The sequence below is a fragment of the Caulobacter sp. CCH9-E1 genome (assembly GCF_001556515.1).
Taxonomy (GTDB): Bacteria; Pseudomonadota; Alphaproteobacteria; order Caulobacterales; family Caulobacteraceae; genus Caulobacter.
Window position 1 is genome coordinate 1 of sequence record NZ_LSJA01000197.1, and the last position, 11,585, is coordinate 11,585.

Consider the following 11,585-nt stretch of genomic DNA (forward strand, 5'->3'; position numbering starts at 1 on the left):
GATCCGCAAGCCCGGCTCTGGACCGTACTTAGCGTTGACCTCGGCGGCGCCGCCGCGACGCCGGCCGGACCTGAAGAACTGGCCGTCGGATGAAGAGGCCTCGCCATCGCCCCAATGGCGGGCGAACGCCTGAGCGTGGTGGACCTCGATGATCCTGGCCAAGGCGGCCTTATAGTTCTCCTCGCTCAAGTACCAGCTCTGCGTCCAGGCGAGCTGGGCGTAGCTGACTCCCTGGCTGGCGTTGGCCATCCTTTCCAGGCCAAGATTGGTGGCGTCGGCTAGGACCGCGGCCAGGATGCAACTGGGATTGTCGTGGACCTTACCTGAGCGCAGTTCGCGGAACATCGACGAGAAGCCGGTCAGCGCGTCGATCTCCCTGAGCAGCTCCGTGATCCGAACCCGCGGGAGCAGAGCATCGATCGCTCGATCGAGGGTTCTGGCTTCGTCAGGGGTGCTGGCTTTCACCGGCGTGACCGATAGCTCCTCGCCCTTCAACACGACACCGACCAAGTCGCCCTTCGACAGGCGGCGCGCGAAGCTCGCCAGGCGCTGATCTAAAAGACCGGCCCGTTCGGCCAGGTAGGCCCCCATCTCCACGTCGACCGGCAAGGCTTCAGCCTCTGCCGCGACTTCGTCCTTGGGTAGCAGATAGTCGGCAAAGCGCTTGTAGGATCTCGAGCCCTCGATCCAGACATCGCCCGATCTGAGCCGATCGCGCAACGTCGCCATCACGGCCGTCTCGTACAGGCGTCTGTTGATCGAAGGCCCTGACGGTTTGACGAGGGCCTTCCAATGCTTGGAGGCAAACGGCATCGGCGCGTCGTCGGGGATCTCGCGACGGGCTGTCCGGTTGAGCTCTCGCAGAAGTTCGACAGCCTTCAGCAGAGAGGCCCCGCCCGTGCCGGCGCGCAAGCGTATGTGCTCTAGAAAGGTCGGGGCGAACCGGCGCAGCGCGCCGTAGCGATCGGCGGCGCTGACCAACGGATCCTCGACCGCGAGCGCCGCCAGGGCCTCGATCTTCGGCCGGGCCTGGATCACCTTCCACCATCCAACCTGGGCATCGAGCGCGTCGAGCACGTCGCCGCCGTCGGCGCGGGCATGTTCCACCGCGCCGATCACGCCACTAAACAGGCGCATGAGCTGACTGACTTCGCGACTGCTGGCCTGGTATTTGCGCTCGCGGCCGCGACGTCCCTTGGCGAACAGCGATCCCACCATCTTGTCGAACATGTCGACGGCGGCGTCACTCAGGCGGCTTTCGAGAAAGATCAACTGGGCGACGACGGTAGCCCGTCGGCGGCTGACGCTGTAGCCGCTCAGCAAGAAGGCTGGCGCGACCGCCCCTTCACGAACGTACTGCTCGAAGCGCCGCTCATGGATGGTTTCGGTGATTGACGGATTGATGCCGATGGCTCGGACATAGGCCAAGCGCTCAGTTATCCCTGACATCGAGGCGGCGCTAGGTGACTCTGGAACGTCGCGTAACCAGGCCAAGGTCGACTTCCTCAGGTGTGGGCTGTTGACCAGCATTTGGTCAACGACCTCCAACTGTGAGATCGATAGCGGAGCCAACAGGTCCTCGGCCGCCTTGCGCCTAGCCTGCGAGCGACCGGCCAAGCCAACGCGCTCCAAAGTATCGGGGGCCGGCAGGATGATCCGACGCTGGCGCAGTTCGCTTATCAGGGCTTCAACTATCGGTCCGCCCTTGTCAGTCTCGGCGGCCGCGGCGGCGGCGACTGACACCATCTGGCGAATATCGCCCCGTACAAATGCGCGAAGGCCCAGTCGCTCGTAAAGCTGACCGGTGTGATCAAGGCGGGTCTGGGGGCGCTTGGAATAGTCGTCCAAAGCCGAGACCGGCACATGGAGCTGGTCGGCCAAAAAACGACGGAGCACGAGCGGGGCCGCCTCTCCAACTCGCCACCCGAAACCAGGGTGACGGAGCAGAGCCATCTGCATCGCGACGCCCAACTTGTTGGCGGCTCCTTTGCGGGCGTCGATCCATCGAAGGTCTTCAAGTGACAACGTGTAGAAGCGCGCTACCTCGCGGTCGGTGACCGGAGGCTCGAACAGCCTTCGCCGTTCATCAGCCGTGAGCAAGCTTCGCCGCGCCATGGGATCGTCCCCGCCGCTTTCGCGCTGGCTCATAATTCACGAAATACGAGACGCTGGCCAGCCTCAACGATTTCAGACGCTTGCGCGTCTCGAATTATAGTCTCAAAATTGAGTGATGATTTACGGCTATGCACGGGTCTCCACCGACGGTCAGAGCGTCGCCGCACAGGTGGCGGAACTGACAGCGGCTGGATGCGAGAAGGTGTTCAGCGAAACCGCGTCCGGAGCGAAGACCGACCGCACCCAGCTCAAGCGCGCCATCGCCTCATTGGCCGCCGGCGACGTCCTGATGGTCACTCGGCTCGATCGCCTGGCCCGATCGACGCGCGATCTTCTCAACGTGCTCGCCGCGTTGACTGAACAGGGCGCACAGTTCCGATCCATCCGCGACACCTGGGCCGACACCACCACGCCACACGGGCGGTTGATGCTTACCGTCCTGGGCGGCCTGGCCGAGTTCGAGCGTGAACTGATCCGGTCACGCACCAGCGAGGGCCGTGAGCGAGCCAAGGCACGCGGGGTCAAGCTTGGGCGCCGCCACAGTCTGACCGCTGCCCAGCGGACCTTCGTCGCCCAGCAGCGCGCCAACGGAGAAAGCGTGCGCCACCTAGCCCGCGTCCTGGGCGTCAGCAAGGCGACGATCGGCCGGATACCAGCAGCCGAAGTTGATGCCGCAAAGCTATAGGCTATTTGCTCAGCTTGCGGCTAACGCGGGCATGGTGAGCCTCAAACCGCTCGATCAGAGCATCGAGGAAGGCCTCGGCATCGGCGCCGACAAGTGCGTTGCCGGCGCGACATTCGCGTTGCTGCTGCTCCAGGAGCAGGCCGAGCGCCTGTTGCGCAGCAGTGAGTGGTTTGGTCGTGAGAGGATCGCGGTGCTGCGGCATAGCTTCTCCTGTCGCCGGTCCTCTCGACACCCTAGCCGTTAACACCGAAGGAGGCGCAAGGTGATCGGCTCCGTGTTGACTCCACTATTTCACTAGAAATATAGTTATGTGAATGTCGCTACTCTCTGAAGACGCCGTTGCCGGCGGCCTGGCCGCCTTGGGGAGCCCCGTGCGGCTTCGACTGTTCCGCGTGCTGGTGCGAGCCGGCGCGGCGGGGGCCAACGTCACCGATCTGGTTCGGCTTATGGAAGCCCCGGCCTCGACCCTGTCGCACCACTTGACCGCGTTGTCGCGGGCCGGCCTGGTCCGGCAAGAGCGTCGCGGCCGCGAGGTGATCTGCACCGCCAACTATGAGCTCGTGGGGGCCCTGGCGGCCTATCTGACCGAGAGCTGCTGCGCTGGCCTCGAGCTGGACTGCGCCGCGCCGAGCGCCGCCTGACCCTTTTTTGAATCAAAACCACGACTCCACTAGGAGTCTCGTTGCTTGGAGCCGCCGTGTCTGATTTCCCTGCCTTGGCCGCAGAGTTCGCCGATCACCCGACCCTTGAAAAGCTCGAGCCGCCCAAGATCTCGACCCATCCGCCGCGGATCCTGCTGCTCTACGGCTCGCTGCGGGAGCGGTCGTTCAGTCGCCTGCTGACCTATGAGGCCCAGAGGATCCTCGACCGTATGGGCGCCGAAACCCGCGTCTTCGATCCGGCCGGCCTGCCGTTGCCCGACGCCACGACGGCCGACCACCCCAAGGTCCAGGAGCTGCGCGAGCTTTCGCTGTGGTCGGAGGGCCAGGTATGGTGCAGTCCTGAGCGCCATGGCGCGATCACCGGCATCATGAAGGCGCAGATCGACTGGATCCCACTGGAGATCGGCAGTGTGCGGCCAACTCAAGGACGCACCCTGGCGGTCATGCAGGTCAGCGGCGGCTCGCAGTCGTTCAACGCCGTCAACACTATGCGCCTACTCGGCCGGTGGATGCGGATGATCACCATCCCCAACCAGTCGTCAGTCGCCATGGCTTACAAGGAGTTCGACGAGCACGATCGAATGAAGCCGTCGGGCTACTACGACCGCGTCGTCGACGTGATGGAAGAGCTCTACAAGTTCACCCTTCTGACGCGCGATCGCGCCGACTACCTGGTCGACCGCTACAGCGAGCGCAAAGCCTCTGGTCGGATCCCCGAACATGTCGTCCTGGGCGAGGCGGCAATGGCGCACGAGCGCGCGCCGCAAACGGCCTGATCTCATCGAAGCCCGCGGCCCGCTGGTCGCGGGTTTTCTTGTCTTCAGTTCGTCTTATTTTTCGAGTAAGGTCGAAATATGGAATCGAAAGTTGCCGCTGCAGCCTTGAGCGCCCTTGGACATGAGGGCCGTCTGGGTATCTTTCGCCTGTTGGTGCAGATGGGCGCCGAGGGAATGCCCGCCGGCGAGATCGCCAAGGCCACCGGGATCTTGCCTAACACCCTGTCAGCGAACCTCAACATCCTCAGCCACGCCGACCTGATCACCTCGCGCCGCGAGGGGCGATCGATCATCTACTCGGCCAACTACGCGGCCATGAGCACGCTGCTGGGCTTCCTCATGGAGGACTGTTGCGGCGGCAATCCCCAGATCTGCGCACCGTTGAGCGAGATCGTCGCCAAGGCCGCCGAGTGCGATGGAACCTGCCTTACCGAACTGGAGACGGCATGATCGACACGGCTTTCCGACCGCTGAACGTTCTCTTTCTCTGCACGCACAACTCGGCCCGCTCGGTCATCGCCGAGTCGATCATGAACCGGGTCGGCGCTGGCCGCTTCAAGGCCTATTCGGCCGGGTCCATGCCCAGCGGCAGGATCAACCCGCACGCCATCAATCTGCTTCAGCATCTCAACTATAAGACCGACGAGCTGCGTTCGAAGGCCTGGGACGAGTTCGCGATCCTGAACAACCCTGACGCCCCGGATCTCGATTTCGTCTTCACCGTCTGCGACAACGCCGCCGGCGAGGCCTGCCCGATCTGGCCGGGTCAGCCGATGACCGCCCATTGGGGCATTCCCGATCCGTCGCTGGCCACAGGGACGGAGGCCGAAATCGCTCTGGCCTTCGCCGAAGCCTATCGCCAGCTCAATAGCCGCATCACGCTCTTCTGCGCCTTGCCGATGGCCTCGCTCGACCGGCTGTCGTTGCAGCGCCGACTGGACGACATCGGCAAGTCCAAGGCGCCCGACGAGTCCGCCGCCTGATCCTGCTTCGACCCTTCATTTGCTTCCTGGTGACCCATGGCTGACGCCGACTTTCCGATCGTGATCTTCCACAACCCCAACTGCGGCACCTCGCGCAACACCGTGGCGATAGTGCGGGCGGCCGGCTACGAGCCCAAGGTCGTGGAGTATCTCGTCGCGGGCTGGACCCATGACCAGTTGCGCGAGCTAGCCGCCGAAGCAGGCCTGACCTTCCGCCAGCTGATGCGCGAGAAGGGCACGCCTGCCGCCGAGCTGGGCCTCCTGGATGACGGCGTCGGGGAGAACCAAATTCTCGACGCCATGGTCGAGCAACCCATCCTTGTAAACCGGCCTATTGTCGTCACGCCGAAGGGCGTGAAGCTCTGCCGGCCGTCTGAAGTTGTCCTGGATCTGCTTGATCGCAAGCCGGCCAGCTTCACCAAAGAAGACGGTGAAGTCGTTTCCCTGACCTAACCACCCGACCGCTCAGGAACAGCAAGATGAAAAAGCTCCTCGGCGTCGCTGCGGCGACGGCTTTGCTGACGTGCGCCTCGGCCGCGCACGCCGCCCGCGACTACGTCTGGGCCGCCGGCTCGTCCACCGTCTTCCCGTTCACCACCCGCGTGGCCGAGAACTTCGCCAAGAAGACCGGCAAGAAGTCGCCCAAGGTCGAGAGCCTGGGCACCGGCGGCGGTTTCAAGATGTTCTGCGGCGGCCTGGGCGAGGGCTTCCCCGACGTCGCCAACGCCTCGCGTCCGATGAAGAAGTCCGAGTTCGAGGCCTGCAAGGCCAAGGGCGTCAAGGACATCGTCGAGATCAAGATCGGGTTCGACGGCATCGTCATCGCCATGGACAAGAAGGCGCCCGACTACAATTTCAAGCTCGAGCACCTCTATCTGGGCTTGGCGCAGAACGCCTTGCGGGGCGGCCAGTTCGTCGCCAACCCCTACAAGAACTGGAAAGAGGTCGGCTCAAACCTCCCCAGCAACCGCATCCTGGTCTACGGCCCGCCGCCGACCTCGGGCACCCGCGACGCCTGGATAGAGCTGGGCGTCGAGGCCGGCGCCAAGAAGTTCCCGACCATCAAGGCTCTGCACGACAAGGACGACAAGGCCTTCAAAGCCAAGGTCGATCCTATGCGCACGGACGGCGGCTGGATCGACGCCGGCGAAAACGACAACGCCATCGTCGGCACCATCACCAAGACCCCCGGGGCGCTGGGCGTCTTCGGCTACTCCTTCCTCGAGGAGAACGGCAACCGCATCAAGGCCGCCGCCGTCAACGGCGTCAAACCGACCGCCCAGACGATCGCCAGCGGCCAGTACCCCGTGTCGCGCTCGCTCTACATCTACGTCAAGAAGGCCAACGTCGGCGTAACGCCCGGCCTGAAGGACTTCCTGGCCGAGTTCGTCTCCGACGCGGCCACGGGGCGCGGCGGCTACTTGCAAGGCCGCGGCCTCATCCTTCTGCCTCCGGCCCAGCACCAAGCGGCCAAAGCTGCTGCCTCCCAGCTGACGCAGATGGCGCCTCCCAAGAGCTGAACCGCAGGGCGCTAACGCGCCCGCAAGTTGGTGCGGCGGACAGTCAATCCTGTCCGCCGTCTTTTCGTCTCCAGTCCAGAGCCTGTCCGTGATCCTTGCCCTGCTGATCTTCATCGCCACCATCACCCTGGTCATCTGGCAGCCCAAGGGTCTCAGCATCGGCTGGAGCGCCAGCATCGGCGCGGCGCTGGCGCTGGTCACCGGCGTCGTGCACCTGGCCGACATACTGACCGTCTGGCACATCGTCTGGAACGCCACCGGCGCGTTCATCGCGGTCATCATCATCAGCCTGCTTCTCGATGAAGCGGGCTTCTTCGAATGGGCCGCGCTGCACGTAGCGCGCTGGGGCGGCGGCAAGGGGCGGCTCCTGTTCGCCTCGATCGTGCTCCTGGGGGCCGCAGTCTCGTCGGTGTTCGCCAATGACGGGGCGGCGCTGATCCTCACCCCCATCGTCATCGCCATGCTCATGGCCCTTGGTTTCAAGGACAAGGCGACCCTGGCCTTCGTTATGGCGGCGGGCTTCATCGCCGATATGGCCAGCCTGCCGCTGGTGGTCTCCAATCTCGTCAACATCGTCTCGGCAGACTTCTTCAAGATCGGCTTTGGGCGCTACGCCCTGGTCATGATCCCCGTAAACTTGGCGGCGATCGCCGCGACCCTGGGGGCGCTGCTGATCTACTTCCGTCGCGACATTCCCAAGACTTACGACGTCGCCCAGCTGAAAACGCCGGCGGCCGCCATCAAGGATCCCGCGACCTTCAAGGCCGGCTGGGTAGTCCTGGCGCTGCTCCTGATCGGGTTCTTCGCTCTCGAGCCGCTAGGCGTGCCTGTCAGCGCCACGGCTGCGGTCGGAGCCCTGGTCTTGTTGGTGATCGCGGGCCGGGGCCACATCATCAGCACGCGCAAGGTCCTGAAGGGCGCTCCCTGGCAGGTCGTCATCTTCTCGCTGGGCATGTACCTGGTGGTCTACGGGCTGCGCAACGCGGGCCTCACCGACCAGCTAGCGGGCCTGCTCAATCACTTCGCCAAAGGCGGTGTCTGGGGCGCGGCCTTCGGCACGGGCGTTCTGACGGCGCTCCTGTCCTCGGTCATGAACAACATGCCCACCGTCCTGGTCGGCGCGCTCTCCATCGAGGCCAGCGGCGCGACCGGCGCGGTCAAGGAGGCGATGATCTACGCCAACGTGATCGGCAGCGACCTGGGCCCCAAGATCACCCCGATCGGCTCGCTGGCCACGTTGTTGTGGCTGCACGTGCTCAGCGCCAAGGGGATCAAGATCTCCTGGGGCTACTATTTCAAAGTCGGGATCATCCTGACCACGCCGATCCTCCTCATCACCCTCGCGGCCCTGGCGCTCAGGCTGACGATCGCCGGGTAAGAGGGGAGCGAGCGCCCCCCGGCGACAGTCGTCGGGGCCGTTCAAAGATGGAGAGGCTGGCGTCGGAGCTTAGGAGCTGAGGCGAGGGGCAGAGCGAAGCTTTCGCGTTTGGAGCGAGAGAGTCTCTCGTGGGTCAACCGCCTGCATTCCGGCGCCTTTTCAGTGGAGGACGCCGACGCATTCCGGCGTTGGCGCTCATCGGATCCTGCCAATGAGGCGGCGTTCGTGGAGGCGATACGATTTCGCCGCAGGGTGGGCGAAATGTTGAGAAGTGCGCGGCAGGACTGACCGAAGTTCCAGAATGTCCGGGTCTGCCGGCAGGCCAGCGACCCGCTCCAGGCGCCCCTCTGAAAGCGGAAGATGATTTACACCTGCATATGTGCACATATATACACATGATGCCAACTCAGAGCGTTCATGCCCACAGACGTTAAACTCGAGCGACCCAGGACCTTCGACGTAGGCTTCTTTCGTGCCTTGTGCGAGCCGGTCCGGCTGCAGTTGCTGACCAAGCTGGTGCAGTTGGGGCGAGCGGACGTGGCGACGATCTCCGAGGGCTTCGGACAGGATCGCTCGGTGATCTCCCGCCATCTCCAGATTCTACGTGACACCGGCGTGGTAACGGCCAGCCGGGAGGGGCGGCACGTGTTCTATGAACTCGACGGGCGCGCCCTGGCCGACAAACTGCAGAGCATGTCGGAAGAGGTCAGAGCCCTGTCGCCGCTTTGTTGCCCTGGCCGAGGCTAGAGCCGCAATCCGCTTTGAGAAACATATGCATATGGACGCAAACATGCATATAATGAAGAGTAGTTGTCGGTCCGCCGCGATCCTGATGCCGGCCGCATGGGCGGGCCCGCTGGGGCGCCATCTGCTGCGGCTCAGGTTGACCGCGCCGAATTTCAAGGACGACGACAAGGCGTTGCACCAAGGGGCTTCGAACACGTCTGAACCGGTCGCGAGCTGATCGATGCAGAAGTATGATGTCCTCGTGGTGGGTGGTGGACAAAGCGGCCTTGCCGCCGGCTGGGCGCTGCTCAAGACTGGCTTGAAGTTCGCAATCCTGGAAGGCGGAGCGGCGGTGGCTGGCTCCTGGCCGCGTTACTACGACTCTCTGCGACTCTTCTCACCTGCCGCCTATTCGGCTTTACCTGATCGAGCGTTTCCCGGCGATCCGAAGCGCTACCCGCGCCGGGATGAGGTGTCGGCCTATTTGGCAAACTATGCTGATGCGCTCTCCCTGCCGGTGCTGACTGGCCAGCGGGTGACCTCCGTCGAGCGAACTCCTGAAGGCTTTTGGCTACGGACAACGGCTGGCCGGGAGTACGTCGCGCGATCGGTCGTGATTGCCACAGGCGTTTTTGAGGCCCCGCACATGCCGCGATTGCCGGGACACGAGCGCTTCGGCGGAATGGGGTTGCATGTTGCCGGCTATCGCAATCCAGAGCCGTATCGTGGGCGGCGCGTGGTGGTGGTCGGAGCCGCTAACTCTGCTGTCCAAGTTGCGGTCGAGCTCGCTGCTGAGGCTGACGTGACGCTGGCGGTGAGGAGTCGCGTGCGTTTCATCCCGCAGACCTTGTTGGGACGCGATATCCATTTCTGGTTCAACTTGGCTGGCGTGGATCGTTCGCGGCGCCTGTCGGATCAAGGAACGCCAGTGCTCGACGACGGTCACTACAGCGCCGCACTGAAGCGGGGCGCGCCATTGGCGAAGCCGATGTTCACCAGCTTTACCGAGACAGGTGTGGTTTGGGCTGATGGCGTTGAGGAGCGAATCGATGCGGTGATCTTCGCGACCGGCTACCGACCGAACGTCGGTTTTACGAAGCTTCCCGGCCTTGTGGATGGCGCAGGCACGCTACTTCAGCGTGACGGTAGGGCGATTGGGCAGCCCGGAATTTATTTCGTCGGACAACCAGGTCTGCGCAGCTTCAGTTCAGGCGTGCTGCGTGGGGTAGGGCGCGACGCCGCTGCTGTTGCAGCACAGATCCGGAGAGTGATGACCTAGAGCACCGGCATGAGACTGTTCGCGCCTAGGTTCTGGCTTCGTACTGCTAAGCGTACATTGGCGCACAAACCTCGAGGTAAGCCCTACATCAGGCGGCTTACCATCTGTGGACGCCCCCTTCAGCGCAAGACGGATTTCGAAGCTCTGACGCTTGATCGGATGCTGCCATCTGTCCGGCCTGTTGTGCACCCGAGAGCGCTGGCCCGTATGGAAGTTCGCGGATCAGGTCCAAATCACCCATAGCGTGCTCAAGGAAGGCACGGTGGTAAGCCCTGGTTTTCCTGATCCCGTCTCACCGACTGTGCGCCATACCTTCCGTCGTCCGACTACGCTTCGACGCCTCTGGAGCCGGCGGCCGTCAGGCCGCCAGCGCCGGAGCCCTGTAGACGCCGCCCCTGGCCAGCAGCGCCCAAATGATCCTTGCGGTCTTGTTGGCCAAGGCTACGGCCACGAGCATCCGCGGCTTGCGGGCCAGCATCTGCGCCAGCCACGATCCGGGCGGCGCGCCGCGGATCAGGGCCTGCTTGATCACCGCGCTGGCGCCGATCACCAGCAATCGCCGCAAGGTTCGCTCGCCGGCCTTGGTGATCTGGCCCAGCTTCTGCTTGCCGCCGCTGGATCGTTGCACCGGCGTGAGGCCCAGCCAGGCCGAGAAGTCGCGTCCGCAGCGGAAGGCCTCAGATCCCGGCGCCAGGGCCACCATGGCCGAGGCCGTAACGGGTCCGATACCTGGGATCGTCATTAGCCGGCGCGCGACAGGGTCTTCCTTGGCGCGCCGGGCGATCTCGGCATCGAGGCTGGCGATCTCCGTCTGCAGCGCATCCAGCATCCGCACCATCACCTGCAGGCTGACGCGCGCGGCCGGCGGAAGCTGGCTTTGCGGATCCTCGATCTCGGCGACCAGGCGCTCGACGTACATCACGCCCTTGGGCGCGACGTAGCCGAACTCAGCCAAGTGGCCGCGCAGGCCGTTCATGATCTGGGTGCGCTGGCGCACCAGCAGATCCCGGGCCCGGAACACCACGCCGCTGGCCTGCTGCTCGCGGCTCTTCACGGGCACGAAGCGCATCGTGGGCCGCTGGGCGGCCTCGCAGATCGCCTCGGCATCGGCTTCGTCGTTCTTCTGCCGCTTCACGAACGGCTTCACGTAGGCGGGCGGGATCAGTTTGACCGTGTGGCCCAGCGCTTCCAGCTCGCGCCCCCAGTGATGAGCGCCCGCGCACGCCTCCATGGCCACAATGCAGCGCGGCTGACCGGCGAAGAACGCCAGCAGCCGGCCCCGACCAAGCTTCTTGCGGAACATAACCGAGCCGGCGGCATCGGCTCCGTGGGCCTGGAACACCGACTTGGCGATATCCAGCCCGATGATGGTAATCTCGCCCATGGGCGCCTCCCTCGAGTGAAGCTCAACACCTCACTCTGGCACGTAGATGCCGTCGGGGGGCGTCCACCCCATCACCT

Annotated in this window: 14 protein-coding genes; 11 read left to right on the top strand and 3 right to left on the bottom strand. The window is 64.3% G+C overall.

Features of this window, described 5'->3' with window-relative positions; translation table 11 throughout:
• Positions 1-2,148: Tn3 family transposase (locus AX690_RS11815; RefSeq protein WP_156449640.1), on the bottom strand; the 2,148-nt coding region annotated here is incomplete at its 3' end.
• An 82-nt stretch (positions 2,149-2,230) separates the two neighbouring features.
• Between AX690_RS11815 and AX690_RS11820 the strand changes: the two genes are divergently transcribed.
• Complete coding sequence (locus tag AX690_RS11820; RefSeq protein WP_066683136.1) at positions 2,231-2,800, top strand: recombinase family protein; 570 nt, start codon at positions 2,231-2,233, stop codon at positions 2,798-2,800.
• A gap of 1 nt (position 2,801) precedes the next feature.
• Here AX690_RS11820 and AX690_RS11825 read toward each other — a convergent pair whose 3' ends face one another.
• Positions 2,802-3,002 (bottom strand): hypothetical protein, encoded by a 201-nt coding sequence (locus AX690_RS11825; protein WP_066683137.1) that lies wholly within the window; start codon positions 3,000-3,002, stop codon positions 2,802-2,804.
• A 112-nt stretch (positions 3,003-3,114) separates the two neighbouring features.
• On the opposite strand from AX690_RS11825, the gene AX690_RS11830 reads away from it, so the two are divergent.
• The 10 genes from AX690_RS11830 to AX690_RS11875 all read left to right on the top strand — a co-directional run bounded on the left by AX690_RS11830 (position 3,115) and on the right by AX690_RS11875 (position 10,124).
• Positions 3,115-3,441 (top strand): helix-turn-helix transcriptional regulator, encoded by a 327-nt coding sequence (locus tag AX690_RS11830; RefSeq protein ID WP_066683138.1) that lies wholly within the window; start codon positions 3,115-3,117, stop codon positions 3,439-3,441.
• Positions 3,442-3,497: 56 nt separating this feature from the next.
• Positions 3,498-4,238 carry an arsenical resistance protein ArsH gene (arsH, locus tag AX690_RS11835; RefSeq protein ID WP_066683139.1) on the top strand — a complete coding sequence of 247 codons (741 nt, stop codon included), beginning with the start codon at positions 3,498-3,500 and terminating at the stop codon, positions 4,236-4,238.
• 78 nt (positions 4,239-4,316) lie between these two features.
• Positions 4,317-4,688: a helix-turn-helix transcriptional regulator gene (locus AX690_RS11840; protein ID WP_066683140.1), complete on the top strand. Its 372-nt coding sequence runs from the start codon at positions 4,317-4,319 to the stop codon at positions 4,686-4,688.
• Positions 4,685-5,221 (top strand): arsenate reductase ArsC, encoded by a 537-nt coding sequence (locus AX690_RS11845; protein WP_066683141.1) that lies wholly within the window; start codon positions 4,685-4,687, stop codon positions 5,219-5,221. The genes AX690_RS11840 and AX690_RS11845 overlap by 4 nt, the downstream gene beginning before the upstream one ends.
• 36 nt (positions 5,222-5,257) lie before the next feature.
• Positions 5,258-5,674 carry an arsenate reductase (glutaredoxin) gene (gene arsC / locus AX690_RS11850; protein WP_066683142.1) on the top strand — a complete coding sequence of 139 codons (417 nt, stop codon included), beginning with the start codon at positions 5,258-5,260 and terminating at the stop codon, positions 5,672-5,674.
• Between the two features lie 26 nt (positions 5,675-5,700).
• Entirely contained in the window at positions 5,701-6,741 is a 1,041-nt protein-coding gene (locus AX690_RS11855; RefSeq protein WP_066683143.1) for a substrate-binding domain-containing protein, read from the top strand.
• Positions 6,742-6,829: 88 nt separating this feature from the next.
• A complete protein-coding gene (locus AX690_RS11860; protein WP_066683144.1) occupies positions 6,830-8,119 on the top strand; it encodes an arsenic transporter in 1,290 nt (429 codons plus the stop codon).
• A gap of 108 nt (positions 8,120-8,227) precedes the next feature.
• The gene (locus AX690_RS24250; RefSeq protein ID WP_082769626.1) at positions 8,228-8,407 is read left to right on the top strand and encodes a DUF4880 domain-containing protein; all 180 of its coding nucleotides are present in this window, start codon (positions 8,228-8,230) and stop codon (positions 8,405-8,407) included.
• 129 nt (positions 8,408-8,536) lie between these two features.
• Positions 8,537-8,866 (top strand): helix-turn-helix transcriptional regulator, encoded by a 330-nt coding sequence (locus tag AX690_RS11865; RefSeq protein WP_066683145.1) that lies wholly within the window; start codon positions 8,537-8,539, stop codon positions 8,864-8,866.
• A 220-nt stretch (positions 8,867-9,086) separates the two neighbouring features.
• Positions 9,087-10,124, top strand: a complete 1,038-nt coding sequence (locus AX690_RS11875; RefSeq protein WP_066683147.1) for an NAD(P)/FAD-dependent oxidoreductase — start codon at positions 9,087-9,089, stop codon at positions 10,122-10,124.
• Positions 10,125-10,482: 358 nt separating this feature from the next.
• On the opposite strand, the gene AX690_RS11880 is transcribed toward AX690_RS11875, so the two are convergent.
• Positions 10,483-11,508 (bottom strand): IS110 family transposase, encoded by a 1,026-nt coding sequence (locus AX690_RS11880; protein ID WP_066683148.1) that lies wholly within the window; start codon positions 11,506-11,508, stop codon positions 10,483-10,485.
• Between the last annotated feature and the right edge of the window lie 77 nt (positions 11,509-11,585).

Excerpts from the sequence above, each read along its gene's own strand:
- AX690_RS11820 (WP_066683136.1), top strand. The coding sequence starts at position 2,231 with ATGATTTACGGCTATGCACGGGTCTCCACCGACGGTCAGAGCGTCGCC.
- AX690_RS11825 (WP_066683137.1), bottom strand. The coding sequence starts at position 3,002 with ATGCCGCAGCACCGCGATCCTCTCACGACCAAACCACTCACTGCTGCG.
- AX690_RS11830 (WP_066683138.1), top strand. The coding sequence starts at position 3,115 with ATGTCGCTACTCTCTGAAGACGCCGTTGCCGGCGGCCTGGCCGCCTTG.
- AX690_RS11840 (WP_066683140.1), top strand. The coding sequence starts at position 4,317 with ATGGAATCGAAAGTTGCCGCTGCAGCCTTGAGCGCCCTTGGACATGAG.
- AX690_RS11845 (WP_066683141.1), top strand. The coding sequence starts at position 4,685 with ATGATCGACACGGCTTTCCGACCGCTGAACGTTCTCTTTCTCTGCACG.
- arsC (WP_066683142.1), top strand. The coding sequence starts at position 5,258 with ATGGCTGACGCCGACTTTCCGATCGTGATCTTCCACAACCCCAACTGC.
- AX690_RS11855 (WP_066683143.1), top strand. The coding sequence starts at position 5,701 with ATGAAAAAGCTCCTCGGCGTCGCTGCGGCGACGGCTTTGCTGACGTGC.
- AX690_RS11865 (WP_066683145.1), top strand. The coding sequence starts at position 8,537 with ATGCCCACAGACGTTAAACTCGAGCGACCCAGGACCTTCGACGTAGGC.
- AX690_RS11875 (WP_066683147.1), top strand. The coding sequence starts at position 9,087 with ATGCAGAAGTATGATGTCCTCGTGGTGGGTGGTGGACAAAGCGGCCTT.
- AX690_RS11880 (WP_066683148.1), bottom strand. The coding sequence starts at position 11,508 with ATGGGCGAGATTACCATCATCGGGCTGGATATCGCCAAGTCGGTGTTC.